Genomic DNA, 26,546 nt, shown 5'->3' on the forward strand with positions numbered 1-26,546 from the left:
GAAAATACTATGGATTACGAATTTCTGCGCGACATCACCGGAGTGGTGAAAGTGCGTATGTCGATGGGCCACGAAGCTGTTGGACACTGGTTCAACGAAGAGGTGAAAGAGAATCTCGCCCTTCTGGACGAAGTTGAACAGGCGGCAAATACGGTGAAAGGCAGTGAACGCTCCTGGCAACGTGCCGGGCACGAATACACGCTGTGGATGGATGGCGAAGAGGTGATGGTGCGTGCCAACCAGCTTGAATTCTCCGGTGATGAGATGGAAGAGGGGATGAGCTACTACGATGAAGAGAGTCTGTCGCTGTGCGGCGTAGAAGACTTTTTGCAAGTCGTGACGGCGTACCGGGCGTTCATGAAACAGAAATAGCACACCGGAGCGTCCTTGCTCCCTGCGCGGCTTACACGGTCGGAATATTGCGGCCGTAGTAGATTTCGCGCATCTCTTTCCAGAGCAGGTCAGTAATGGCCTTGCGCTCTTCTTCGCTTAAATCTTCTGGTCGGGTATGGAACATGTAGTGCTTAAGGTCGAACTCCTTAAGTAACATCTTGGTATGGAAGATATTTTCCTGATACACGTTCACATCCATCATGTCATACAGCGACTTCATGTCGTCGGACATAAAGTTCTGAATGGAATTGATCTCGTGATCGATAAAGTGCTTCATGCCGTTAATGTCACGGGTAAAGCCTCGCACGCGATAATCAATCGTCACGATATCGGATTCCAGCTGGTGGATTAAATAGTTCAGCGCGTTCAGCGGGGAGATCACGCCGCAGGTCGACACTTCGATATCGGCACGGAAGGTACACAGACCGCCTTCAGGATGGCTTTCCGGGTAGGTGTGCACGCAGATGTGGCTTTTATCGAGATGGGCGACGACCACTTCCGGCAGCGGGCCCGGATGTTCTGTTTTATCGATAAGTTGAGGGTCGACCGGCTCTTCGCTGACCAGAATCGTGACGCTGGCACCCTGAGGTTCATAATCCTGACGGGCGATATTCAGGATATTCGCGCCGATAATCGAACAGGTTTCTGACAGGATCTCGGTCAGACGGTTGGCATTGTAGAGTTCATCGATATAGGCGATGTAACCATCGCGTTCTTCCGCTGTTTTGGCATAGCAGATATCGTAAATACAAAAACTCAGGCTTTTGGTCAGGTTGTTAAAGCCATGCAGTTTAAGCTTTTTCAATTAGCTCACCCCCTTAGTGGATAATGCGTCTTGCAGGTACTGCGGTAAGGCAAACGCTGCGGTATGAACTGCCGGATTGTAGTAACGGCACGTAAGACCGGCCTGGTGGAAGCGGGCCTGAATAATTTCGGTGGAGAGATGGCGCAGTACGTCGTTATCTGTCGCCCAGGCAAAGGTCATGATCCCGCCGTAGTACGTCGGAATAGCGGCCTGATAGAAGCTGACATCGCCAAAATAGGTGCTCAGCTTGCGATGGCTGTCGAGGGCTTCATCCTGCTGCAGGAAGCAGACGCCGTTTTGTGCCACGAAAATCCCGCCCGGCTTCAGGCAGCGCTTGCAGCCTTCGTAGAAATCGGAGGTAAACAGCGACGCGCCGGGACCGATCGGGTCGGTACAGTCGGAGATAATAACGTCGAAGGTCTGGGTCGTCTGATTAACGAAGTTAACCCCATCATCAATGACCAGACTGAAGCGCGGATCGTCATAGCTACCGGCGTTATGGTTCGGCAGGTACTGACGACAGAAAGAGACCACGCCGGCATCAATTTCCACCATCGTAATGGTTTCGATGGATTGATGGCGGGAGACTTCACGCAGCATTGCGCCATCACCACCACCGATAATCAGAACATGCTTCGCATGCCCGTGTGCCAGCAGCGGAACGTGGGTCATCATCTCATGATAGATAAACTCGTCGCGCTCGGTCGTTTGCACGACACCATCCAGCGCCATCACGCGGCCAAAGGCGGCATTCTCGAAGATGATCAGATCCTGGTGATCGGTTTTCTCATGATAGAGCACGTTATCAACGGCAAAGTACTGACCAAACTGGTCATGCAGTGTTTCATGCCACAACGTGTGGTCGGCCATACGCGGACTCCTCCTTTGTTAACATCCGTTACGCTCACAAAAAATGAGCGAAACATGATAGCTAACTATAACCGTGGTTGCACGGCTATAGGCTCAACAAGGGGGCGTCGGGAAGGTTATTTCACGTAGGCGAGCAGGCTGAGTGAATCGCGAGCCAGCGCTTTGCATTTTTTGGCGGTAGGGATACCAATACCGCTTAAATCGCGGTAGCTGTCTTCGCCGAGCGCCTTCATGTCGAAGCTATCGTAGTTGCTGAGATCCCATTGGTTTTGCTGGGCAAAAAAGACCAGTGCGCGACGAATCTGCCCGTTGGGCAAATTCTGGTAACCACAATCGTTTTTCAGAAAGACAAAAACTGCCGTCAGATCGGCCATATCTTCCGCTTCATTTTCACTCAGCGCGTAACTGTTCGCACACATCGCCATCAGGCTACCGAACAAAATTGTTCTGAAAAACGTCTTCATTGCTTCTACCACTGCATCACGGAAAATTAACGTTAGCATACTTGATGCCAGGCCGACGATCTTTATTATTGCCGCTTTACTTGACCTTCCGGTAAGGGGAGGGTTTATGCTCAAAAGATCGCCTGCTGGAAATAAGGAAATGAACATGCAACGCCGTGATTTTTTAAAATATTCCGTTGCGCTTGGCGTAGCCAGCGCTTTACCGCTGTGGAGCCGCGCGGCTTTTGCGGCCGACAGACCTGCCTTACCGATCCCTGATTTACTCACCGCGGATGCCCGAAGCCGCATCCAGCTTGTTGTCCAGTCCGGTAAAACGACCTTTGGCGCACACAGTGCGACAACGTGGGGTTATAACGGCAATCTTCTCGGCCCGGCACTTCAGTTACGTAAAGGGAAAGCGGTGACGGTGGATATCCATAACACGCTGGCAGAGGAGACCACGTTGCACTGGCACGGACTGGAAGTGCCGGGCGAGGTGGATGGGGGGCCGCAGGGCATCATAAAACCGGGCGGTAAGCGAAGCGTGACCTTTACCCCGGACCAGCGCGCCGCGACCTGCTGGTTCCACCCCCATCAGCATGGCAAAACGGGCCATCAGGTGGCGATGGGGCTGGCGGGGCTGGTGCTGATCGAAGATGACGAAAGCCGTTTGCTGCGCCTGCCCAAACAGTGGGGCATCGACGATGTGCCGGTCATTGTGCAGGACAAAAAATTCACCGCTGACGGGCAAATTGATTACCAACTGGACGTCATGAGCGCGGCGGTAGGCTGGTTTGGCGACACCCTGCTGACCAACGGTGCCATTTACCCGCAGCATGCGGCACCGAAAGGCTGGCTGCGCTTACGCCTGCTCAACGGCTGTAACGCCCGCTCACTGAATTTCGCCACCAGCGATAAACGCCCTCTGTACGTGGTCGCAAGCGACGGGGGGCTACTGCCTGAACCGGTGAAGGTGGATGCGCTACCGATGCTGATGGGGGAGCGTTTTGAGGTGCTGGTGGATATCAGCGACGGCAAACCGTTTGACCTGGTCACGCTACCGGTCAGTCAGATGGGAATGGCGGTTGCACCCTTTGATAAGCCGCACCCGGTGCTGCAGATCCAGCCGCTGCAGGTCACGGCCTCGGGCATGCTGCCGGATACCCTGACCACGCTCCCGGCGCTACCTTCTCTCGAGGGCCTGACCCAACGCAAGCTGCAACTGTCCATGAACCCGATGCTCGATATGATGGGCATGCAGGCACTGATGGCGAAATATGGCAATCAGGCGATGGCGGGTATGCACCACGGAGAGATGATGGGCCATATGAATATGGACCACGGTAAAATGGGCGGCATGGGGCACGGTGGCCATGATTTCGATTTCCACAATGCCAACATGATCAATGGCAAAGCGTTCGACATGAACACGCCAATGTTTGCTGCCACAAAAGGGCAGTTTGAACGCTGGGTGATTTCAGGCGAAGGCGACATGATGCTGCATCCGTTCCATATTCACGGCACCCAGTTCCGCATCCTTTCTGAAAACGGTAACGCGCCACAGGCGCATCGCGCGGGATGGAAAGACACCGTCAGGGTTGAAGGTGGCGTCAGTGAGGTGCTGGTGAAATTTGACCACGAGGCACCGAAGGCGTTTGCCTATATGGCGCACTGCCATCTGCTGGAGCATGAAGATACGGGCATGATGCTGGGGTTCACGGTTTAATATCGTGTGGCCTGATGCCCAGACCCCGGTCCAGAGGGGATAAGCAATAAAAACGGCAACCGAAGTTGCCGTTTTTTTTACCGTTGGCGGTGTTAATTATTTAGCGTCGTCGGGTAAAGCATAAGCCACAATGTAGTCGCCCATCTTCGTACCAAACGAACCATGACCACCCGCAGAGATGACAACGTACTGCTTGCCATTCACTTCATAGGTCATCGGCGTTGCCTGTCCACCTGCTGGCAGACGGCCTTGCCACAGTTTTTCACCGTTGGTCATGTTGTACGCGCGCAGGTAGTTATCGGCGGTTGCCGCGATGAACAGCACGTTACCGGCGGTAGAAATTGGACCACCCAGCATTGGCATACCCATATTGAACGGGACAGGAACCGGCATCGGGAACGGCATGCTGTCCTGAGGCGTACCAATACGTTTTTTCCAGACGATCTGGTTAGTTTTCAGATCCAGGCCGGAGATATAACCCCAGGCAGGCTGTTTACACGGCAGACCAAACGGCGACAGGAACGGGTTCAGCGTGACACCGTATGGCACGCCATACTGTGGCTGAATACCCGCTTCAGTACCGCTGCCTTTAGCATCTTTAGGCTGCTCCATTGGGTTGCCTGGACCGCGTGGAATAAGCTTAGAGACAAACGGCAGAGCCATCGGGTTGGCAATCGCCACCTGACGGTTAGGGTCAACGGAGATCCCACCCCATTCGAACATGCCCAGGTTACCCGGGAAGACCAGCGTGCCCTGCTCAGAAGGTGGCGTGAAGATACCTTCATAGCGCAGCTGATGGAACATCACGCGGCACACCAGCTGGTCAAACATTGTGGCACCCCACATGTCTGCACCGCTGAGATCTTTCTTCGGACGGAAGCTCAGGTCAGAGAACGGCTGTGTTTTGGTGACATAGTCGCCTTTGGCAGCGCCCTGCGGAACGGGTTTTTCGGGTGCCGGGACAACCAGCTTACCGTTGCTGCGATCCAGCACAAAGATGTTGCCCGTTTTCGCGGGTGCATAAATCACCGGAACGGTTTTGCCGTTAACGGTAATGTCAGCCAGCGTCGGCTGGGACGGCATGTCCATATCCCACAGGTCGTGGTGAACAGTCTGGTAGCTCCAGGCCAGTTTACCGGTGGTCGCGTTCAGCGCCACGATAGAGCTGGCATAACGCTCTTGCTCAGGTGTACGGTTACCCCCCCAGATATCTGGCGTGGTGACGCCCATCGGCAGGTAGACCAAGTCCAGCTTCGCGTCATACGCCGCCGGTGCCCAGGAGTTAGGTGAGTTAAAGGTAAAGGTGTGTTCGTCCGATGGGATCGCGTTTGGATCTTTCGCGCCCGGGTCGAAGGCCCACAGCAGTTTACCGGTGTTCACGTCAAAACCACGGATAACGCCAGAGGTTTCGCGGGTGGAGAAGTTATCGGTTACCGAGCCGGCAATCACGATAGTTTTATCGGTGATGATCGGCGGTGAGGTTGGCTCATACAGACCCGGCGTGGTGTCCGGCATGTTGGTCTGCAGATTCAGGATACCTTTGTTGGCAAAGGTCTCACACAGCTTACCGGTTTCGGCATTGATCGCGAACAGGCGGCCATCGTTTACCGGCAGCATGATGCGGCGAGGACAGTCGGCAATGACTTCAGGGCTCGCATTATCAGCACGCGCTTCGTGGTAAGAGACGCCGCGGCAGGTGATGTGCTGGAACGACGGGTTGGAGTTCAGCTGTGGATCGAAGTGCCATTTCTCTTTACCGGTGGCCGCATCAAGCGCGAACAGACGCTGGTGCGCGGTGCACAGATAAAGCATGTTACCGACTTTAATCGGCGTCACTTCGTTGGTCAGTTCACCCGGATCGTTTGGCATCTTCAGGTCGCCGGTACGGAATACCCAGGCTTCCTTCAGGTTCTTAACGTTGTCCGCGTTGATCTGCTTGAGCGGGGAGTAGCGCTGACCTTCCTGATTACGGCCATAAGCTGGCCAGTCGCCATCCGCGACCTGCGAGATAGCCGCAGCTGGGGTGGATTCGGCATTCAGCGTACCGTTAATCTCCTGCGGATCGTTAAAACCGGCCCAGGTGAGAATGCCGCCGCTGATCAGCAGGGCAACCACCAGCGCCGCAACGGCACCGCTTGAAGGAACAATCAGGCGACGCCACACGAACGGCAGGATCAGCCAGATACCAAAGAAGACCAGGATGTCACTGCGCGGCGTCAGTGCCCAGAAGTCGAAACCGACTTCCCAGACGCCCCAGATCATGGTTGCGAGGAGTAAAGCAGCATAAAGCCATAGCGCGGATTGTTTTCTACGCCACAACAGGACGGTTACGCCAAGCATAACCAGACCCGCAATAGGGTAGTACCAGGAGCCGCCAATTGCGGCCAGCCAGACGCCACCGATTAACAGATACAGGCCGCAGAAGGCGGCGAATAGCGCTGTTAATGTCACCAGTAGACGTGGCTGTTGAGTTTTTATTTCAGCCATAGAAAGTGTACTCGTCAGTTTTGTTAATTATTTGCTAGCAACTAATTATAGGTATTAACAAGTGTGATCGGAATCACAATATTTGCTTTTTATAACTCATGCGCCAGGTGTATCCATTTACTGATATAATGGCTGGCTTGCGTATCGATGCCGGAGTAACATTCATCCGCATTGAGAGATTTTCATTAAAATCATATGGTTAGTAATATGAAACATACTGTTGAAGTGATGATCCCGGAAGCCGAGATCAAAGCGCGTATCGCCGAACTGGGTCGTCAAATCACCGAACATTACAAGGACAGCGGCAGCGAAATGGTGCTGGTCGGTCTTTTACGTGGCTCTTTCATGTTCATGGCAGACCTGTGCCGTGAAGTGCAGGTGTCCCATGAGGTCGATTTTATGACCGCCTCCAGCTACGGCAGCGGCATGTCCACAACCCGTGATGTGAAAATCCTGAAAGATCTGGATGAAGATATTCGTGGCAAAGATGTGTTGATCGTTGAGGACATCATCGACTCCGGCAACACGCTCTCTAAAGTGCGCGAGATCCTGAGCCTGCGTGAGCCAAAATCCCTGGCGATCTGCACCCTGCTGGATAAACCCAGCCGCCGTGAAGTGCAGGTGCCGGTAGAGTTTGTCGGCTTCTCTATCCCTGACGAGTTCGTCGTGGGCTATGGCATTGACTACGCGCAGCGTTACCGTCATCTGCCGTATGTGGGTAAAGTGATCCTGCTCGACGAGTAAGGTTTGTGACGTGCGGCCTGTTGCCCTCTGACGAGGGGACACACAGTAAAAACGGCAACCCGGGTTGCCGTTTTGTTTTTATCTGAACCGCTTACAGGCAGCTATTTATGGTTGACGTGCTTGAGCTTCAGGTTGGCGATCCCGGAACGATAGCGCTGCTCCAGCGTTTCACGGTTGGTGGCGGTCACTTCCAGGTTACGAAGCAGACCATCGTGAATACCGTACGCCCAGCCGTGGATCGAGACTTTTTGCCCGCGTTTCCACGCCGATTGCATGATAGTGGAATGGCCAAGGTTATAAACCTGCTCCATCACGTTCAGCTCGCAAAGGGTATCGAGACGACGCTCCTGCGGCATTTCACCCAACAGTGAGCTATGTTTGAACCAGATATCGCGGATATGCAGCAGCCAGTTATCGATTAACCCGAGTTCGGTATTTTCAATCGCGGCCTGCACACCGCCGCAGCCATAGTGGCCACAAATAATGATGTGCTCGACCTCCAGAACGTCAACGGCGTACTGAACAACCGAAAGGCAGTTGAGGTCGGTATGGATCACCAGGTTGGCAACATTACGGTGCACAAACAGTTCGCCAGGCTCGAGACCTGTCAGGCGCTCTGCCGGAACGCGGCTGTCGGAACATCCAATCCAGAGAAAGCGTGGGTTTTGCGCCTGCGCGAGCTTTCCAAAAAATCCGGGGTCTTCCTCCACCAGCATTTTTGACCATAGTGCATTGTTGCTGATGAGTGTATCTATGTCGTTCATGGAGGTTAGCGACCTGTAACCGAGTGATTGCGTTGCGCTAATATAGGGTAACTCGACTTTTAATGAAACCACACAACGTGTGTCAGAACCTAAGGTAAGTTTAATTCATGGCGATTGCACTGGAGCTTGAGCAGCTCAAAAAAACCTATCCAGGCGGCGTTCAGGCGCTGCGTGGGATAGATCTCAAAGTGGAAGCGGGGGATTTCTACGCGCTTCTGGGGCCGAATGGGGCGGGGAAATCCACCACCATTGGCATTATCAGTTCGCTGGTCAACAAAACGTCCGGCCGGGTGAGCGTGTTTGGTTACGACCTACAAAAAGATGTGGTGAATGCCAAGCGCCAGCTCGGACTGGTACCGCAGGAGTTCAACTTCAACCCGTTCGAGACAGTGCAGCAAATCGTGGTTAATCAGGCGGGTTACTACGGTGTTGAGCGCAAAGAAGCGGTGGAGCGCAGCGAAAAGTACCTCAAACAGCTCGATCTGTGGGAAAAACGCAATGAACGTGCGCGCATGTTGTCTGGCGGGATGAAGCGCCGTCTGATGATTGCCCGTGCGCTGATGCATGAGCCAAAGCTGCTGATCCTTGATGAGCCCACCGCGGGCGTGGATATCGAACTGCGTCGTTCAATGTGGGGCTTCCTGAAGGACCTCAACGACAAAGGCACGACCATTATTTTGACCACGCACTACCTCGAAGAGGCGGAGATGCTGTGTCGCAATATCGGCATCATTCAGAACGGTGAGCTGGTGGAAAACACCTCGATGAAGAGCCTGCTCGCCAAGCTAAAATCCGAAACCTTCATTCTCGACCTGGCGGCGAAAAGCCCGTTGCCGACGCTGGAAGGCTATAACTATCGTCTGGTGGATACCTCAACGCTGGAAGTGGAAGTGCTGCGCGAGCAGGGCATTAACAGCGTGTTCTCACAGCTGAGCGCGCAGGGTGTTCAGGTATTAAGTATGCGTAACAAAGCGAACCGACTGGAAGAGCTGTTTGTCTCTCTGGTGCAGGATAAACAAGGAGACAAGGCATGACGCATCTTTACTGGGTCGCGCTGAAAAGCATCTGGGCGAAAGAGATTAACCGCTTTATGCGTATCTGGGTGCAAACCCTGGTACCGCCGGTGATCACCATGACGCTCTACTTCATCATCTTCGGTAACCTCATCGGTTCCCGCATTGGTGAAATGCACGGCTTTACCTATATGCAGTTTATTGTGCCGGGCCTGATCATGATGGCGGTGATCACCAACGCCTATGCTAACGTGGCATCATCATTCTTTAGCGCCAAGTTCCAGCGTAACATTGAAGAGCTGCTGGTCGCGCCGGTACCAACGCATGTGATCATTGCGGGTTATGTGGGCGGCGGCGTGGCGCGCGGTCTCTGCGTGGGGATTCTGGTGACTGCAATCTCCCTGTTCTTTGTGCCGTTCCAGGTGCATTCATGGCTGTTCGTGGCGCTCACGTTACTGTTGACGGCCATCTTGTTCTCGCTGGCCGGTCTGCTGAACGCGGTGTTTGCTAAAACGTTCGATGATATCAGCCTGATCCCGACCTTTGTGCTGACGCCACTGACCTATCTTGGCGGGGTGTTCTACTCCCTGACGCTGTTGCCGCCGTTCTGGCAGGCGCTGTCACACCTGAACCCGATTGTTTATATGATCAGCGGCTTCCGCTTTGGTTTCCTCGGCATTACGGATGTGCCACTGATTACCACGGTTGCGGTGCTGGTGGTGTTTATTATCGCCTTCTACCTGCTGTGCTGGTCTCTGATTCAGCGTGGACGCGGTCTGCGCAGCTAATCTTCCGCCCGGCGACATTCTGTTTGCCGGGCGCTTTTCTTTGATTGTTATCACCGTACGCTAACCTTCACTCCGCTAAACTACTTGCCTGCTAAGGAGAGAGTGATGCTGGGATGGGTGATCGCCTGCCATGATGAACAGGCGCAGGATATGCTGGATAAACTGGAGGCCAGATTTGGTCCGCTGGCGCAATGCCGTGCGGTTAACTACTGGCGTGGATTGAGCACCAACATGCTCAGCCGCATGATGTGCGATGCCCTGCATGAAACCGACACCGGTGACGGCGTCATCTTCCTGACCGATAAATCCGGCGCGGCACCTTATCGCTCTGCGGCATTGTTGAGCCACAAGCACGACAACTGTGAAGTGATATCAGGCATTAACTTTTTGCTGCTGGAATCCATGTATCCCTTCCGGGAAACCTTAAGCAGCGCTGAATTCCGTCATGCGATCGTCGACAAAAAAGTGGCCGGCGTCAGCAGCCTGTGGCATCAGCAGCAAAAAAATCCTCCCTTTGTCTTGCTCCATGATTTGTATAAGAATTAAACATTGGTATTGATGCTGCTTTTGTTACAATGGTGGCTGATTTTTCGTGTCGATTAATATTCCATGTTCATGCGCGTTGTGTTCCTTCTGTTGCTGCTGGTTTCCGGCGGCGCATCTGCCAGCCTGATCGCTCAGCAAGGGCTTCCCGCCCGATATATGCAAACCACCGAAGATGCGGCTATCTGGGCGCAAGTAGGTAACAATGTGGTCAATGTCGGCAATATTCGTGCCGGGCAAATCCTGGCCGTCGTCCCCACATCCGCTGATTACTACGAGTTTCGTTTTGGCTTCGGCACGGGCTTTATTGATAAAGAGCACCTGGAAGACGTGCAGGGCAAACAGCGCGTGGAAGACAGCCTTGGCGATTTAAATAAACCGCTGAGTAACCAGAACCTGATAACCTGGAAAGACACGCCTGTCTTTAACGCCCCCAGCAGCGGAAGCGCCCCTTTCGGCACGATGAGTGCTAACCTTCGCTACCCGATTCTGAATAAACTTAAAGACCGTCTGAACCAGACCTGGTATCAGATCCGCATCGGCAATCGTCTGGCGTGGATCAGCAGCCTGGATGCGCAGGAAGATAACGGCATCCCGGTCCTGACCTATCACCATATCCTGCGTGATGAAGAGAACACCCGTTTCCGACATACCTCCACGACCACCAGCGTGCGTGCGTTCAGCAACCAGATGACCTGGCTTCGCGATCAGGGCTATACCACGCTGACGATGGCTCAGCTTGAAGGGTATGTGCGTAACAAAATGAACCTGCCGGCGAAGTCTGTGGTGATCACCTTTGATGACGGGCTGAAGTCGGTGAGCCGCTATGCGTATCCCGTCCTCAAAGCGTATGGATTCAAGGCGACGGCGTTTATCATCTCGTCGCGTATAAAACGTCATCCGCAGAAGTGGGCGCCGAAATACCTGCAGTTTATGAGTGTCTCTGAGCTTGAGCAGATCCAGGATGTGTTTGATATCCAGTCCCATACCCACTTCTTGCATCGGGTGGACGGCAATAAACACCCGATCTTACTGAGCCGTAGCCATCACGTGATTTTGTTCGATTTCGCGCGTTCACGCCGGGCGCTGGCCCAATTTAACCCGCACGTGCTCTATCTCTCTTATCCGTTTGGCGCCTATGACGACAAAGCGGTAAAAGCAGCGAATGACGCAGGGTTCCACCTGGCGGTGACAACGGTAAAAGGCAAAGTGAAGCCCGGGGACAATCCGTTCCTGCTTAAGCGACTGTATATTTTAAGGACGGATTCGCTGGAGACGATGTCGCGGCTTATCAGTAATCAGCCGCAGGGATGAGATGAGAGAAGGCTGTGAGCGGTTCACAGCCTTCAGGATATCAGGCAACCTGGACCGGAATGGCTTTCGCAGTGCGTTTCATTTCGTTGTCGCCTTCGAAGTACGCCACTTTTGGCTGCCAGCGACGGGCTTCTTCGTCAGACATCATCACGAAGCTGGCGATGATAACGATATCACCGACGTCAGCACAGTGAGCGGCAGCACCATTCACGGAGATAATTCTGGAGCCGCGTTCCGCCGCGATCGCATAGGTAGAGAAGCGCTTACCGTTATTCACGTTCCAGATATCAATGGCTTCGTTTTCAAGGATGCCCGCTGCATCAAGAAAATCCTGATCAATGGCGCAGGAGCCTTCATAGTGCAGGTCGGCCTGAGTGACTTTCACACGGTGAAGCTTACCTTGCAGCATTTTGCGAATCATTACGTTTACCTTTAATCATCATGCGTTAACCCCCCGCGAACGAGGGGAGGTAGAGAGTTATGCCAGCTCAACCACTTTATTGTCGATAAGGCGTGCCTGACCGAGCCATGCAGCCATCAGAAGCACCGCGCGCTTGCTGGTATCGGTCAGCTCAAGCAGCGTATCGGCATCACGGATTTGGATATCGTCAGCGCGGAAGCCTTTGTCGTTCAGCGCCTGTTCGGCGAGGGCAACGATCTCTTCTGCGCTCAGCTCTTTAGCTACAAGCTGTTCCGCCATGGTATTCATGACCTTGCTCAATCCCGGCGCGATTTTACGCTCATCCGCGGTAAGGTACCCGTTACGGGAACTGAGCGCCAGACCGTCTTTGGCACGCACAATCGGCACGCCCACGATCTCAATATCATAACCCATGTCGGCGACCATCTTACGGATCAACGCCAGCTGCTGGAAGTCCTTCTCACCGAAGCAGGCAACGTCGGGCTGCACCAGGTTAAACAGCTTGCTGACGATGGTTGAAACGCCGCGGAAATGGCCCGGACGGCTGGCGCCTTCCAGCATGGTTGAAATGCCCGGCACGTCCACGTAGGTCGCGTCCTCGGTCCCCTGCGGGTAGACGTCTGCAGATGCCGGAGAGAAGACAATGTCGGCGTGGCGTTTTTTGAGTTTTTCGCAATCTTCCTGCAGGGTGCGCGGATAGCGCGCCAGGTCGTCGGCACGGTCAAACTGCATGGGGTTCACGAAGATACTGACCACCACGATATCTGCACGCGCTCTGGCTTCATCAACAAGCTTCATATGGCCGTCATGCAGGTTACCCATCGTGGGAACCAGTGCGATACGTTTACCTTCCTGACGTGCACGACGGATATGCTGGCGAAGCAGCGGCAGGGTTTCAATGATTAGCACAACAAGACTCCTTAATGGAAACTGTGTTCTTCACCCGGGTAAACACCGGATTCAACGTCGGCAATATACTGCCGCACAGCAGCACGCATGTCGCCTGCTTCTGCCAGGAAATTTTTGGCGAATTTAGGGATATGGCCGCCGGTAATACCAAAAGCGTCGTGCATCACTAAAATCTGACCGTCGGTAACGTTGCCTGCGCCAATGCCAATCACCGGAATCGACAGCGCTTCGGTGATGCGTTTTGCCAGTTCAACCGGCACACACTCCAGCACCAGCAGCTGTGCGCCAGCGGCTTCCAGCGCCAGGGCATCCTCAAACAGTGTCTGTGCCGCGTCACCGCGGCCCTGCACCTTATAGCCGCCAAAAATATTGACGGATTGCGGCGTCAGACCCAGGTGGCCGCAGACCGGCACGGCACGTTCGGTGAGCATTTTCACGGTCTCTGCAAGCCAGGCTCCGCCTTCGATTTTGACCATATTGGCCCCGGCACGCATGACGGTTGCCGCATTCTCGAACGCTTGCTCTGGGGTCGCGTAGGCCATAAAAGGCAGATCGGAAAGCAGCAGACAGGCAGGTGCTCCGCGGCGCACGGCACGGGTATGGTAGGCAATATCTTCGACCGTCACCGGCAGGGTGGAATCATGGCCTTGTACCGTCATCCCTAACGAATCTCCGACCAGCATGACAGTGATACCCTCTTCGGCAAAAAGCTTAGCGAAGCTGTAGTCATACGCAGTAATGGTGGCGAAGCGTCTCTTTTCCTGTTTGCATTTCTGCAGTAAGGAGATGGTGGTTGGTTTCATACTGTTTCCTGATAGCCCAAAAGCGAATCTTTGCGCATTCTAACAGTAACATTTGAGGGAACAATGATTTTAGGCAACCGATTAACCACAATTCCGTGAGGGTTAACCGGTAAAAACGCGGATCACCAGCGGGCTGGTTTTTCTGCGTCGAGGCTATCCAGCACTGCCTTCAGCGCGAGGCCGTCAGGGAAGATGAGGTCAGGGGCAACGTCGAACAGCGGCCAGAGCATAAAGCCGCGATTTTTCATGTCGTAGTGCGGAACGGTGAGACGGGGGGTGTTAATCACCTCGTGGCCAAACAGCATAATGTCGAGATCGAGGGTGCGCGGCCCCCAGCGTTCGGCTTTGCGTACGCGGCCCTGCTGCAGTTCGATTCGCTGAGTATTATCCAGCAGCGTGTCGGCATCCAGCGCAGTGTCCAGCACCACGGCGGCATTCAGGTAATCAGGCTGATCCTGTGGCCCCAGCGGCGGTGTCCGGTAGAAAGAAGAGACCGCCACAATACGGCTTTGTGGGATTTCACCCAGCGCCTGAACGGCAGCATTAACCTGCTCCAGCGGAGAGGCCAGATTGCTGCCGATGGCAATATACGCCAGGGTCATGCCGTACCTTCACGGCGCGGCGCACGTTTGCGCGGACGACGGTGGCGACGACGCGGCGTCGGTTCGTCATCGAGGTCGACGAGCATATCTTTCTGCTCTGGCGGTGCTGAAACCTGGAATTCTCCCCACCACTGCGCCAGACGCTGCAGTTCCTGGTTCCGTTCAATTTCAGCACGCAGCGACAGTAAATCGAACGCAGCGCGGAATTTAGGATGCTCCATCAGCTTCCAGGCGCGTTTACCCTGACGACGAGACATGCGCAGCTGAAGCTGCCAGATATCACGCACCAGCGTCGTAATACGTTTTGGAATGGCGAGCGTGCGGCAGGCTTCATCCAGCACGTCATTTGCGGCCAGCGCAAACGCATCGTAGTAGGCCAGACCGCTTTCCTGCGCAATTCTCTGCGCCGCTTCCAGCAGCGGATACCAGAACATCGCGGCAAACAGGAACGCCGGGTTCACACGCATATCGTTGTGAATGCGGGTATCGGTATTCTTCAGCACCTGCGCAATCATGCGTTCCATTGGGCTGTCACCGTTTTCGGTAAAGCAGCGCGTAATGGTCGGGAACAGGGGCTGGAAAAGGCTGTATTCGCGTAGCAGCTTGTAGGTTTCGTAGCCGTAACCGGCCTGCAGCAGCTTCAGCGCCTCTTCAAACAGACGGGCTGGCGGCACGTCGTTAATCAGCGTCGCCAGACGCGGTATCGGCTCTGCGGTTTCCGGGCTGATGCGCATTGAGAGTTTGGCGGCGAAACGTACGGCGCGCAGCATACGCACCGGGTCTTCACGATAACGCGTTTCCGGCGTGCCGATCAGGCGAATCAGACCGTCTTTCAGGTCCTGCATGCCACCGACGTAATCACGGACGGTGAAATCTGCCACGCTGTAGTAAAGGCTGTTGATCGTGAAATCGCGACGCTGGGCATCTTCTTCGATAGAGCCGAAGATATTGTCCCGCAGCAGCATGCCGTTCTGGCCGCGCTGGGAGGTGGTGCGATCGGATTCGCCCGCTTCGTGGTGACCGCGGAAGGTCGCCACTTCAATAATTTCCGGCCCAAACATGACGTGAGCAAGACGAAAACGACGGCCAACAAGGCGGCAGTTACGGAATAATTTGCGCACCTGCTCTGGCGTGGCGCTGGTCGTCACGTCGAAATCTTTTGGTTTTTTGCCCAGCAGTAAATCACGCACCCCACCGCCAACGAGATAGGCCTCGTAGCCTGCTTTATTCAGACGATAGAGCACCTTGAGGGCATTTTCACTGATATCTTTGCGGGAAATATTGTGCTGCTCACGTGGAATAACCGACATGCGGTTTTGCGCAATAGCGTCGTTCGCCATGCTCTCTTCGCGGCTTAGCACTTTACGGCAAAAATTAGCGACTCGGGTAAAAATAGTACACCTCGTAGTGTGTTTTGTTATGAAAAAAGCGGCTAATCATAGCTCAGCGCAACGCATTTGAGAATGCTGGATTTTTGGCACGGTCGTCAGCGTCCAGTTGGCGATCGCCATTTTCAGCAGTTCGTCAATTCGCAAATCCTGCCATTCGTTGGTTACATTCTGGTTGAGAAATCGCAGCGCGTCGATCAAAACAGGGCGCGGATCGCCGTCTGGCAGGGCGGGCGCATGATTTTGTTTTGACAGTTTAAAGCCCTGTTCATTGACCGCCAGCGGCAGATGAATGTAATCCGGCGCGTTCCAGCCAAACTGGTGATAGAGCGATATTTGTCGCACGGTAGGTTCCACCAGGTCAGCCCCGCGCACAATTTCCGTCACGCCCTGGAAATGGTCATCAACCACAACCGCCAGGTTATAGGCGAACAGGCCGTCACGGCGGTGGATAATAAAATCTTCGCGTGCAAGACGTTCATCCGCATGGATCTCGCCGGAGAGTAAATCAGTAAAGTGCGTCACCGGGGCATGCTGCTTTATGCGCACGGCGGCCAGTTCTGGGCCGTTATTGCGCGTGCGGCAGTGGCCGTCATAGACGCCACCCACGCTCTGAATACGCGCGCGGGTGCAGGTGCAGTAGTAGGAGAGCCCTTGTGCGTGGAGCCACGCCAGGCGTTCCCGGTAGGCATCATGTCGCCTTGACTGCCAGAGGACGTCGCCGTCCCAGTGAAGACCGTAATGTTCCAGCTGACGCAGAATGGTATCTGCTGCACCGGGAACTTCACGCGGAGGATCAATATCTTCAATGCGGACCAGCCATTTACCGTGACGGGCGCGAGCCTGCAGGTAGCTGCCGAGGGCGGCAATTAATGAGCCGAAGTGTAATTCACCAGAAGGGGATGGCGCGAAGCGCCCAATATAGTGTGATTCAGACATATCAACAGTAACAAGGCGGGAGAAACTCCCGCCTTTAGAGTGTGTAAACAGCGCTGGTATTAACCGGCCATCTGTTTTTCGCGGATTTCTGCCAGCGTTTTACAGTCGATGCACAGATCGGCGGTTGGACGCGCTTCCAGGCGACGAATTCCGATTTCAACACCGCAGGATTCGCAGTAGCCAAAATCTTCGTCTTCGACTTTTTTCAGCGTTTTTTCGATCTTTTTGATCAGTTTGCGTTCGCGGTCACGGTTACGCAGTTCGAGGCTGAACTCTTCTTCCTGAGCGGCACGGTCTACCGGGTCCGGGAAGTTAGCAGCTTCATCCTGCATATGAGTAACGGTGCGATCGACTTCATCCCTGAGTTGATTACGCCATGCTTCAAGAATACGCTTGAAGTGCGACAGCTGGGCTTCGTTCATATACTCTTCGCCCGGCTTCTCTTGATACGGCTCCACCCCAGCGATGGCGAGAATACTCAGGGACGATGTTTTACGGTTTTGCCCTTCTTGCATGTTGCTTCTCCTTAACACGCACTATCGATCCCCGTGTTGGGGGAAAAATCAGGTCGCTATAAATAGCAGATGCTTTTCCGTATGGCAATTATCTAAACGTAACACTTGACAAGCCTGTGAGGAAAAGCGTATTTGCGCACGCGGCCAGAACACTTAATAGTCAATCGTCTAATCCCTTATAAGACAATGGGAAGAGAGGATCTCAGAGTCATATTATCGGCAGAAAGTTCCGCTTTATAAGCCAAAACCTCCACCCCCTGCTTTTGTGCCTCATTCAACAATTGCGCGTATTTGAGATCAATATGGCGGGCTGGAGAAAATCGTTCAATGGCTGAATGTAAAACCGCAAACAGCAATACGGCGCGTTTGCCCGCCGCCGCAACACTCATCAGCTCCCGCAGATGCTTCTGCCCCCGTAGCGTGACCGCATCCGGGAAGTAGCCGTTTTCCTGTTCCGCTAACGTCACTGATTTTACTTCAATATAGCACTCGGGCCGGTCTTCCGCCTGTAACATGAAGTCAATTCTGCTGCTTTCATCGCCATATTTAACTTCACTTTTATGCGTGCCATATCCCACCAGTTCGGGCAGGGTGCCAAGGGTCAATGCTTCCTTAACTAATTGATTGGCGCGCAGGGTATTCACGCAAATAAATGCCCCGTTTTGCGTCTCGGTCATTTCCCAGGTATGGGCATATTTGCGTTTAGTATTTTCTGAAGTGGAATACCAGACCGTGTCACCCGGCGTCGCACAGCCGGTCATGGCACCGGTGTTCGGGCAGTGCAGCGTGAGCTGTTCACCTTCGGGGGTGATCACGTCAGCGAGAAAGCGTTTGTAGCGTTGAACCAGCGTGGCGTGCTGCAGGGCAGGACTAAACTTCATCAGAATTCCTTAGGGTATCGCCCAGCGACCAGCGCTGTAGCGGCGTGTAACGGGTGCGTCCTTGGGTAAAGACCGATTCGTAAAGCGCGAAGGTATTGACCTCAACGTCCCAGTGAAAGCCGGGTGGCGGAATGGCAACGGCCTGACCGGCATCGCGCAGCAGGGTGATATGCGGATGAAACGGCTGCGGACTCTGGTAACACCCACTGCGAGCCGCCTGGGCGCGCAACATACTCGCAAGCTGTAAAAGCCCGCGGGGCGGCTGGCGCGTGCCCAGCCAGACCACGCGTGAGCGCAGCCACTGGCCCGCGTCGTCGAGGTGCAGCGTAAACGCCGGCTGAGAAATGCGGCCAGCCATTGCTGCCAGCGCGCGCTGTTTTTCGGCGCTGACATCGCCCAGAAAGGCCAGCGTCAGGTGCAGGTTTGCCGCCGCGATCGGACGGCCTGCGTCCTGGGGAAAATGGCTGGCTCGCCAGCGAACGATTTTTCGCTGCAGCGTGGAGGGCAATTCTATGGCAAAAAACAGCCGTTTCGACTCAGACATACAGGGGACTCGGTAATGGTATGCGCCGATGCTACAATGTACGCCGACTAATGTTAACCCTCTGGAGCTGTTAGTGTCCTCATTGCCGGTCGCCGTCGTCCTTCCTGAGCTTCTTGCTGCCTTACACCATGCACCGCAGGTTTTACTTAACGCCCCGACGGGCGCAGGTAAATCCACCTGGCTGCCGCTGCAGATCCTCAAAGAGGGCACTGTCCGCGGGAAAATTATCCTGCTGGAGCCGCGCAGGCTGGCCGCACGGAACGTGGCGCAGCGCCTGGCGGAACTGCTTGGTGAAAAGCCGGGCGAGACGGTGGGTTACCGTATGCGCGCCGAAACCTGCGTTGGCCCGTCCACGCGCCTTGAGGTGGTGACCGAAGGGATCCTGACCCGCATGCTGCAAAACGATCCGGAGTTAAACGGCGTCGGATTGGTGATTCTGGATGAATTCCACGAGCGTAGCCTGCAGGCAGATCTGGCACTGGCGCTGTTACTTGATGTTCAGCAAGGGCTACGCGACGACCTCCGGTTGCTTATCATGTCCGCTACGCTGGATAACGAGCGACTGCAGCAGACGTTGCCCGACGCGCCGGTTATCGCCTCCGAAGGCAGAGCATTTCCCGTTGAGCGTCGCTATCAACCATTGCCTGCCCATCAGCGTTTTGACGACGCGGTAGCCATCGCAACCGCCGAATTGCTCCGCCAGGAATCGGGATCGCTACTGCTGTTTTTGCCAGGCGTAGGCGAGATCCAGCGCGTGCAGGACCAACTGGCTTCCCGGGTGGGAAGTGACGTGCTGCTTTGCCCGCTCTACGGCGCGCTGTCACTGGCGGATCAGCGTAAAGCAATCCTGCCCGCGCCCGCGGGGCAGCGTAAGGTGGTGCTGGCAACCAATATTGCCGAAACCAGTTTAACCATAGAAGGCATTCGCCTAGTGGTGGACAGTGCGCAGGAGAGGGTGGCGAGCTTTGACGCGCGTACCGGGCTGACTAAACTGCTGACGCAGCGCATAAGCCAGGCGTCAATGGTCCAGCGAGCAGGCCGTGCGGGACGTCTTGAGCCCGGTATCTGCCTGCATTTGACCAGCGCGGAGCAGGCTGAGCGCGCTGCACAGCAAAGCACGCCGGAAATTTTACACAGCGATCTGGCGGGGCTGGTGATGGATCTTCTGCAGTGGGGATGCCCGGATCCGGCACAGCTGACCTGGCTTAATCCTCCACCCGCCACGAACCTTGCTGCTGCGCGGATCTTACTGAACCGCCTGGGGGCGCTTGATGGTGAGCGATTGTCATCCCGCGGGCAAAAAATGGCCGCGTTGGGCAATGACCCTCGCCTGGCGGCGATGCTGGTGGCCGCGCAGGGGGAGGATGAAATTGCTACGGCGGCGAAACTGGCGGCTATTCTTGAGGAGCCACCACGCGGTGGCAGCAGCGATCTGGCGCAGGCCTTTTCCCGCAATCAGGGGAACTGGCAGCAGCGGGCGCAGCAGCTTTGCCGGCGACTTAACGGCAAAGCCGGGTCGCCAGACAGCGCGGCTATCGCGCCTCTGTTAGCGCAGGCGTTTCCCGACAGAATCGCGCGTCGTCGCGGTCTGGACGGGCGATATCAACTGGCCAATGGCATGGGTGCGATGCTGGACAGCGATGACGCCATGACGCGTCACGAATGGCTGATTGCGCCGTTACTGTTACAGGGTAGCCACTCCCCGGACGCGCGTATTTTACAGGCTATCGCGGTGGATATAGATGCCCTGACGCGTGCCTGTCCGCAGTTGGTCCAGCAATCCGATACCGTGGAATGGGATGAGGCTCAGGGCACGCTGAAGGCGTTTCGTCGCAGCCAGACAGGTAAACTGATCCTCGGCACCACGCCGCTGGCAAAACCGTCGGAAGAGGTGCTGCATCTGGCCATGCTGAACGGCATCCGGGACAAAGGGTTAGGGGTGCTGAACTGGACGCCAGAGGCGGAACAGTACCGTATTCGTCTTCACTGTGCCGCGCGCTGGCTACCGGAGTATGACTGGCCCGCGGTCGATGATGAGACATTGCTGGGCTCGCTGGAACGCTGGCTGCTGCCGCAAATGCACGGTGTACACTCGCTGCGTGCGCTAAAAGCGCTTGATGTTAAGGTCGCGTTACAGAATTTACTGGACTGGTCATTACGTCAACGTCTGGATAGTGAACTGCCAGGGCATTACACTGTGCCGACCGGAAGCCGGATTGCCATTCGTTATCACGAGGATAATCCTCCGGCGCTGGCGGTACGTATGCAGGAAATGTTTGGAGAAGCCACCACGCCTTCTGTGGCGCAAGGGCGCGTCTCTCTGGTGCTGGAGCTGTTGTCGCCAGCCCATCGCCCGTTACAGATTACCCGCGACCTGGGGGCATTCTGGGCGGGGAGCTACCGTGACGTGCAAAAAGAGATGAAGGGGCGGTATCCCAAACATGTCTGGCCGGACGATCCGGCAAATACGGCACCGACACGACGGACGAAGAAATATTCGTGACGGGTGTGGCTGGGAACGTGCGGCTTGATGCCCTCACCCGCAGGGTGCGGGAGAAAATACTAAAGACGTTCCTGTCTGGAAGGTCTTGCTGTTTACTTTGAGAGATTTCTTCTTTCACAGGCCAGTGGAAGAAAAGAGAATCGGGCCCTTGCGCCTGAAAGTTGCGGAGAAAAAGCATGGCGGGGAATGACCGCGAGCCAATAGGACGTAAGGGAAAACCAACGCGTCCGGCGAAAGAAAAGGTAAGCCGTCGTCGCCTCAGAGATGAGGACTATGACGATGACTATGAAGACGATTATGAGGATGAAGAACCGATGCCGCGTAAAGGGAAAGGCAAAGGGCGTAAGCCTCGGGGCAAGCGCGGCTGGTTCTGGCTGCTGCTGAAGCTGTTCATTGTATTTGTTGTGCTGATGGCGATTTACGGCGTCTATCTGGATCAGAAGATCCGTAGCCGTATCGACGGAAAAGTCTGGCAACTGCCTGCGGCGGTGTATGGCCGCATGGTGAACCTTGAGCCAGATATGTCCATCAGCAAGAACGAGATGGTGAAACTGCTGGAAGCCACCCAGTATCGTCAGGTGTCGAAAATGACGCGTCCTGGCGAATTTACCGTGCAGGCGAAAAGCATTGAGATGATCCGCCGTCCGTTTGATTTCCCGGACAGCAAAGAGGGCCAGGTGCGTGCGCGTCTGACCTTTGACGGCGATCGTCTGGACACCATCGAGAACATGGATAACAACCGTCAGTTCGGTTTCTTCCGTCTCGATCCGCGTCTGATCACCATGCTCTCGTCGGCGAACGGCGAACAACGTCTGTTCGTTGCCCGTAACGGCTTCCCGGACCTGCTGGTTGATACCCTGCTGGCAACCGAAGACCGTCACTTCTATGAGCATGATGGCATCAGCCTTTACTCGATTGGCCGTGCGGTGCTGGCTAACCTGACCGCCGGACGGACGGTGCAGGGGGCGAGTACGCTGACCCAGCAGCTGGTGAAGAACCTGTTCCTCTCCAGTGAACGCTCTTACTGGCGTAAAGCCAACGAAGCGTACATGGCCGTACTGATGGATGCGCGTTACAGCAAGGATCGTATCCTTGAGCTGTACATGAACGAGGTGTACCTCGGTCAGAGCGGGGATAACGAAATCCGCGGCTTCCCGCTGGCAAGTCTGTACTACTTTGGTCGTCCGGTGGAAGAGCTGAGCCTTGACCAGCAGGCGCTGCTGGTGGGCATGGTGAAAGGGGCGTCCATTTATAACCCGTGGCGTAACCCGAAACTGGCGCTGGAACGTCGTAACCTGGTGCTGCGTCTGCTGCAACAGCAGCAGGTGATTGACCAGGAGCTGTACGACATGCTGAGCGCACGTCCACTCGGCGTTCAGCCGCGCGGTGGCGTGATCTCACCTCAGCCTGCGTTTATGCAGCTGGTGCGTCAGGAGCTGCAAAGCAAGCTCGGTGATAAGGTGAAAGATCTCTCCGGCGTGAAGATCTTTACTACCTTCGATTCCGTGGCGCAGGAAGCCGCTGAAAAAGCTGCGGTGGAAGGCATCCCGGCGCTGAAGAAACAGCGTAAGCTGAGCGATCTTGAAACCGCGATGGTGGTGGTTGACCGTAACACCGGCGAAGTTCGCGCCATGGTGGGCGGTGCTGAGCCGCAGTTCGCAGGCTACAACCGTGCAATGCAGGCGCGACGTTCGATTGGTTCACTGGCAAAACCGGCAACCTATCTTACCGCCCTGAGTCAGCCTAACCAGTATCGCCTGAATACCTGGATTGCCGATGCGCCGATTTCCCTGCGCCAGCCTAACGGCCAGGTATGGTCTCCGCAGAACGACGATAAACAGTTCAGCGGCCAGGTCATGCTGGTGGATGCGTTGACCCGCTCGATGAACGTGCCAACGGTGAACCTGGGTATGGCGCTCGGTCTGCCGGCGATTGTCGACACCTGGCAGAAACTGGGTGTGCCGAAAGATCAGCTCCATCCTGTTCCGGCGATGATCCTGGGGGCGCTTAACCTGACGCCGATCGAAGTGGCTCAGGCGTTCCAGACCATTGCCAGCGGGGGTAACCGTGCACCGCTCTCTGCTCTGCGTTCAGTGATTGCTGAGGATGGCTCCGTGCTGTATCAGAGCTTCCCGCAAGCGGAACGTGCCGTGCCAGCGCAGGCGGCTTATATGACGTTGTGGACGATGCAGCAGGTTGTGCAGCGGGGGACCGGACGTCAACTGGGTGCGAAGTATCCGGGCCTGCATCTGGCAGGTAAAACCGGGACCACCAACAATAACGTGGATACCTGGTTCGCCGGTATCGATGGCCGTGAAGTGGTGATCACCTGGGTAGGCCGCGATAACAACCAGCCAACCAAACTGTACGGTGCGAGCGGGGCGATGTCGATTTACCAGCGCTATCTGGCGAATCAGTCTCCGGTACCGCTGAATCTGGTGGCGCCGGAAGATATTGTCGATATGGGCGTGGACGGTTCTGGTAACTTTGTCTGTGGCGGTGGTATGCGTACCTTGCCTGTCTGGACCACCAACCCGGATTCGCTGTGCCAGCAAAGCCAGCCAGAGCAACCGACGGGTAACCCGTTCGAGCAGTCTTCTCAGCCTCAGCAGCAGCCGCAACAACAGCCGCAGCAGCAGAATGAGAAAAAAGACAGCGACGGTGTCGCGGGCTGGATTAAAGATATGTTCGGCGGTAACTAACGCTTCACATCCCCCCGAAAGGGGGGATTTTTTTACCTGTACTTTCCATTTCCTTAACTCTCGTTTTCATTCTGATTAACCCTTCGTTTTCTCTTGTTTATTTCTTAAACCCTTAATTCTCGTAGGGCCGCTTACTGCTTGCTATGCAACCAGCGTTTCGCATATTATTCTGCGGTCATAATAATAATTCTCGTTTACGTTATCATTCACTTTTCCATCAGAGATAAACATGGCGCTTTCCAATACTGCTCAGCCAATTCACACGTCGCTGCGAAAAATCGCGGTCGTCGTAGCCACAGCGGTTGCCGGCATGTCTACGTATGCACATGCGGCTGAAACCCAGAAAAAAGAAGAAACCATCACCGTCACTGCCGCGCCTGCCGCCCAGGAAAGTCCGTGGGGGCCTGCGCCAACGATCGCAGCAAAACGCACGGCAACGGCGACCAAAACCGATACCGCGATTGAAAAGACCCCGCAGTCTATTTCCGTGGTGACGCGTGATGAAATGGAACGCCGCCAGCCAGCGACCGTAAAAGAGGCGCTGGGCTATACGCCGAGCGTGTTTGCGACCCGCGGCAGCTCCACCACCTATGATGTGGTCTCAATTCGTGGTTTTACCGCGCCTTCGACGGTAAACACCAACCAGTATCTCGATGGCATGAAGCTGATGGGGAATAACTACTCCGAAGCTTCCATGGATCCGTACTTCCTTGAGCGCGTAGAAGTGATGCGCGGACCTACGTCTGTGCTCTACGGCAACAGCAATCCAGGCGGTATCGTCAGTATGGTGAGCAAACGCCCACTGACCGAGCCGCTGAAAGAAGTCCAGTTTAAAATGGGGACCAATAACCTGTGGCAAACGGGCTTCGATTTCAGTGATGCAATCGATGAAGATGGCGTGTGGTCGTACCGCCTGACCGGTCTTGGCAGTAGTCAGAACGCACAGCAGGAGATGTCAAAATCAACCCGCTATGCGATTGCGCCCTCCTTTAGCTGGCGTCCGGATGACAAAACCGATTTCACCTTCCTGAGCAATTTCCAGAACGATCCGGAAGCGGGCTACTACGGCTGGTTGCCACGGGAAGGGACCGTGGTGCCATACCGTGACGCAAACGGCAATGAGCATAAGATCCCAACCGATTTCAACGAAGGTGAAGCGGATAATAAGATGGCTCGTCGCCAGCAGTTGATTGGTTACAGCTTCTCGCATCAGTTTGATGACACGTTTACCGTGCGTCAGAATCTGCGTTACGCAAAAGTTCATACGCTCTACCGCTCTGTTTACGGCAATGGCTACGCTGAGCCTGGCAAGATTAACCGCGCTTACGTGCGTTCAGATGAAGATCTGAATATGTTCACCGTGGATACTCAGCTGCAGTCGACATTCGCGACGGGCGCCGTAGACCACACGCTGCTGACGGGTGTTGATTACTCGCGTATGCGTAATGATATCAATGCGCTGTACGGTTCCGCCGACCCTATTGATATCCAGAACCCGGATTACGGCAACGCGAACATCAACACTAACCTGCCATGGTCTAACTATTCCGTCGTTAACCGTAATGAACAGACCGGGCTCTATGCTCAGGATCAGGCGGAGTGGGATAAGTGGGTGCTGACGCTGGGCGGACGCTACGACTACGTGATGGCCTCAACGCTGACGCGCGGTAAGGCCGATTCGCTGGCTGAAAACCACGACCAGGCTTTCACCTGGCGCGGGGGAATTAACTATCTCTTTGATAACGGTATTTCACCTTACTTCAGCTACAGCGAGTCGTTTGAGCCGGTATCGGGCGCCGATCGTAACGGCACACCGTTCGACCCTTCCCGCGGTAAGCAGTATGAAACGGGTGTGAAATACGCGCCGAAAGACCTGCCGGTTGTGGTCACCGCGTCGCTGTTCCAGCTGACGAAGGATAAGAACCTGACGGCGGATCCGAACGATCCAACGAATACTCACAGTATCCAGACCGGTGAGATCCGTTCTCGTGGTTTCGAACTGGAAGCGAAGGCAGCGGTTAACGCCAATATTAACGTGACCGCGGCGTACAGCTTTATTGATGCTGAGTACACCCATGACAGCACCTTTGAAGGTAAACGTCCGGCGGAAGTGCCGCGTAATCAGGCGTCATTGTGGGCAGATTACACCTTCACCGACACGGCCTTAAGCGGCCTGACGATTGGTGCCGGTACCCGTTACATCGGTAACACGGTGAGCTACTACTCAAGCGGCGACAAAAAAGATCAGCCGTTTAACGTCGCGAGCTACACCCTTGCCGATGCGATGGTGAAATACGATCTGGCCCGTCTGGGTCTGCCGGGGTCATCTGTGGCGGTGAACGTGAATAACCTGTTCGATCGGGAATATGTCTCCAGCTGCTACAAGGATTATGCATGCTACTGGGGTGCTGAACGTCAGGTTGTCGCCACCGCGACCTTCCGCTTCTAA

General features: G+C 55.1%; 24 protein-coding genes. 10 read left to right on the forward strand and 14 right to left on the reverse strand.

Going from position 1 to position 26,546, the window contains the following annotated elements; all coding sequences use genetic code 11:
- Positions 1-9: 9 nt before the first annotated feature.
- Complete coding sequence (gene yacL / locus AAIR21_RS12520) at positions 10-372, forward strand: protein YacL (protein WP_014168659.1); 363 nt, start codon at positions 10-12, stop codon at positions 370-372.
- Between the two features lie 31 nt (positions 373-403).
- On the opposite strand, the gene speD is transcribed toward yacL, so the two are convergent.
- The 3 genes from speD to AAIR21_RS12535 all read right to left on the reverse strand — a co-directional run bounded on the left by speD (position 404) and on the right by AAIR21_RS12535 (position 2,532).
- Positions 404-1,198 (reverse strand): adenosylmethionine decarboxylase, encoded by a 795-nt coding sequence (speD, locus tag AAIR21_RS12525; RefSeq protein WP_014168660.1) that lies wholly within the window; start codon positions 1,196-1,198, stop codon positions 404-406.
- Positions 1,199-2,068: a polyamine aminopropyltransferase gene (speE, locus tag AAIR21_RS12530; RefSeq protein WP_014168661.1), complete on the reverse strand. Its 870-nt coding sequence runs from the start codon at positions 2,066-2,068 to the stop codon at positions 1,199-1,201.
- Between the two features lie 116 nt (positions 2,069-2,184).
- A complete protein-coding gene (locus tag AAIR21_RS12535) occupies positions 2,185-2,532 on the reverse strand; it encodes a YacC family pilotin-like protein (protein WP_014882582.1) in 348 nt (115 codons plus the stop codon).
- A 145-nt stretch (positions 2,533-2,677) separates the two neighbouring features.
- On the opposite strand from AAIR21_RS12535, the gene cueO reads away from it, so the two are divergent.
- A complete protein-coding gene (gene cueO / locus AAIR21_RS12540; protein ID WP_183516760.1) occupies positions 2,678-4,237 on the forward strand; it encodes a multicopper oxidase CueO in 1,560 nt (519 codons plus the stop codon).
- Between the two features lie 96 nt (positions 4,238-4,333).
- On the opposite strand, the gene AAIR21_RS12545 is transcribed toward cueO, so the two are convergent.
- The gene (locus AAIR21_RS12545) at positions 4,334-6,724 is read right to left on the reverse strand and encodes a glucose/quinate/shikimate family membrane-bound PQQ-dependent dehydrogenase (protein ID WP_020882595.1); all 2,391 of its coding nucleotides are present in this window, start codon (positions 6,722-6,724) and stop codon (positions 4,334-4,336) included.
- Between the two features lie 207 nt (positions 6,725-6,931).
- Between AAIR21_RS12545 and hpt the strand changes: the two genes are divergently transcribed.
- Positions 6,932-7,468, forward strand: coding sequence for a hypoxanthine phosphoribosyltransferase (gene hpt, locus AAIR21_RS12550; protein ID WP_025205381.1), 537 nt, complete (start codon positions 6,932-6,934; stop codon positions 7,466-7,468).
- Positions 7,469-7,569: 101 nt separating this feature from the next.
- Here hpt and can read toward each other — a convergent pair whose 3' ends face one another.
- On the reverse strand, positions 7,570-8,232 hold the full coding sequence (gene can / locus AAIR21_RS12555) for a carbonate dehydratase (RefSeq protein ID WP_020882596.1): 663 nt from the start codon (positions 8,230-8,232) through the stop codon (positions 7,570-7,572).
- A gap of 107 nt (positions 8,233-8,339) precedes the next feature.
- On the opposite strand from can, the gene AAIR21_RS12560 reads away from it, so the two are divergent.
- From AAIR21_RS12560 to AAIR21_RS12575, 4 genes are all read left to right on the forward strand, one after another.
- Positions 8,340-9,266, forward strand: a complete 927-nt coding sequence (locus AAIR21_RS12560) for an ABC transporter ATP-binding protein (protein WP_014168668.1) — start codon at positions 8,340-8,342, stop codon at positions 9,264-9,266.
- On the forward strand, positions 9,263-10,033 hold the full coding sequence (locus AAIR21_RS12565) for an ABC transporter permease (RefSeq protein WP_014168669.1): 771 nt from the start codon (positions 9,263-9,265) through the stop codon (positions 10,031-10,033). Before AAIR21_RS12560 ends, AAIR21_RS12565 begins: the two co-directional genes overlap by 4 nt.
- Before the next feature lie 105 nt (positions 10,034-10,138).
- On the forward strand, positions 10,139-10,579 hold the full coding sequence (locus AAIR21_RS12570; RefSeq protein ID WP_025205377.1) for a PTS sugar transporter subunit IIA: 441 nt from the start codon (positions 10,139-10,141) through the stop codon (positions 10,577-10,579).
- 63 nt (positions 10,580-10,642) lie between these two features.
- Positions 10,643-11,890, forward strand: a complete 1,248-nt coding sequence (locus AAIR21_RS12575; protein WP_014168671.1) for a polysaccharide deacetylase family protein — start codon at positions 10,643-10,645, stop codon at positions 11,888-11,890.
- A 40-nt stretch (positions 11,891-11,930) separates the two neighbouring features.
- Here AAIR21_RS12575 and panD read toward each other — a convergent pair whose 3' ends face one another.
- The 9 genes from panD to thpR all read right to left on the reverse strand — a co-directional run bounded on the left by panD (position 11,931) and on the right by thpR (position 18,892).
- A complete protein-coding gene (gene panD / locus AAIR21_RS12580) occupies positions 11,931-12,311 on the reverse strand; it encodes an aspartate 1-decarboxylase (protein WP_014168672.1) in 381 nt (126 codons plus the stop codon).
- A 57-nt stretch (positions 12,312-12,368) separates the two neighbouring features.
- A complete protein-coding gene (gene panC, locus AAIR21_RS12585; RefSeq protein WP_183516759.1) occupies positions 12,369-13,220 on the reverse strand; it encodes a pantoate--beta-alanine ligase in 852 nt (283 codons plus the stop codon).
- A gap of 11 nt (positions 13,221-13,231) precedes the next feature.
- Positions 13,232-14,023: a 3-methyl-2-oxobutanoate hydroxymethyltransferase gene (gene panB, locus AAIR21_RS12590; protein ID WP_014168674.1), complete on the reverse strand. Its 792-nt coding sequence runs from the start codon at positions 14,021-14,023 to the stop codon at positions 13,232-13,234.
- 122 nt (positions 14,024-14,145) lie between these two features.
- Positions 14,146-14,625, reverse strand: a complete 480-nt coding sequence (gene folK / locus AAIR21_RS12595; RefSeq protein ID WP_183516758.1) for a 2-amino-4-hydroxy-6-hydroxymethyldihydropteridine diphosphokinase — start codon at positions 14,623-14,625, stop codon at positions 14,146-14,148.
- Positions 14,622-16,019 (reverse strand): polynucleotide adenylyltransferase PcnB, encoded by a 1,398-nt coding sequence (gene pcnB, locus AAIR21_RS12600; protein ID WP_071605427.1) that lies wholly within the window; start codon positions 16,017-16,019, stop codon positions 14,622-14,624. The genes folK and pcnB overlap by 4 nt, the downstream gene beginning before the upstream one ends.
- Positions 16,020-16,061: 42 nt before the next feature.
- Positions 16,062-16,952 carry a tRNA glutamyl-Q(34) synthetase GluQRS gene (gluQRS, locus tag AAIR21_RS12605; protein WP_014168677.1) on the reverse strand — a complete coding sequence of 297 codons (891 nt, stop codon included), beginning with the start codon at positions 16,950-16,952 and terminating at the stop codon, positions 16,062-16,064.
- 59 nt (positions 16,953-17,011) lie between these two features.
- The gene (gene dksA, locus AAIR21_RS12610; protein ID WP_001155232.1) at positions 17,012-17,467 is read right to left on the reverse strand and encodes an RNA polymerase-binding protein DksA; all 456 of its coding nucleotides are present in this window, start codon (positions 17,465-17,467) and stop codon (positions 17,012-17,014) included.
- A 176-nt stretch (positions 17,468-17,643) separates the two neighbouring features.
- Positions 17,644-18,348, reverse strand: a complete 705-nt coding sequence (gene sfsA / locus AAIR21_RS12615; RefSeq protein ID WP_014168679.1) for a DNA/RNA nuclease SfsA — start codon at positions 18,346-18,348, stop codon at positions 17,644-17,646.
- A complete protein-coding gene (gene thpR, locus AAIR21_RS12620) occupies positions 18,338-18,892 on the reverse strand; it encodes an RNA 2',3'-cyclic phosphodiesterase (RefSeq protein ID WP_014168680.1) in 555 nt (184 codons plus the stop codon). The genes sfsA and thpR overlap by 11 nt, the downstream gene beginning before the upstream one ends.
- A gap of 73 nt (positions 18,893-18,965) precedes the next feature.
- Here thpR and hrpB point away from each other — a divergent pair, with 73 nt between their 5' ends.
- From hrpB to fhuA, 3 genes are all read left to right on the forward strand, one after another.
- Positions 18,966-21,395: an ATP-dependent helicase HrpB gene (gene hrpB, locus AAIR21_RS12625; protein ID WP_183516757.1), complete on the forward strand. Its 2,430-nt coding sequence runs from the start codon at positions 18,966-18,968 to the stop codon at positions 21,393-21,395.
- A gap of 176 nt (positions 21,396-21,571) precedes the next feature.
- Positions 21,572-24,097 (forward strand): bifunctional glycosyl transferase/transpeptidase, encoded by a 2,526-nt coding sequence (gene mrcB, locus AAIR21_RS12630; RefSeq protein ID WP_025205202.1) that lies wholly within the window; start codon positions 21,572-21,574, stop codon positions 24,095-24,097.
- Between the two features lie 229 nt (positions 24,098-24,326).
- The gene (gene fhuA / locus AAIR21_RS12635; RefSeq protein WP_183516756.1) at positions 24,327-26,546 is read left to right on the forward strand and encodes a ferrichrome porin FhuA; all 2,220 of its coding nucleotides are present in this window, start codon (positions 24,327-24,329) and stop codon (positions 26,544-26,546) included.

The organism is Enterobacter sp. PTB (assembly GCF_051130085.1).
GTDB classification, from domain to species: Bacteria; Pseudomonadota; Gammaproteobacteria; order Enterobacterales; family Enterobacteriaceae; genus Enterobacter; species Enterobacter ludwigii.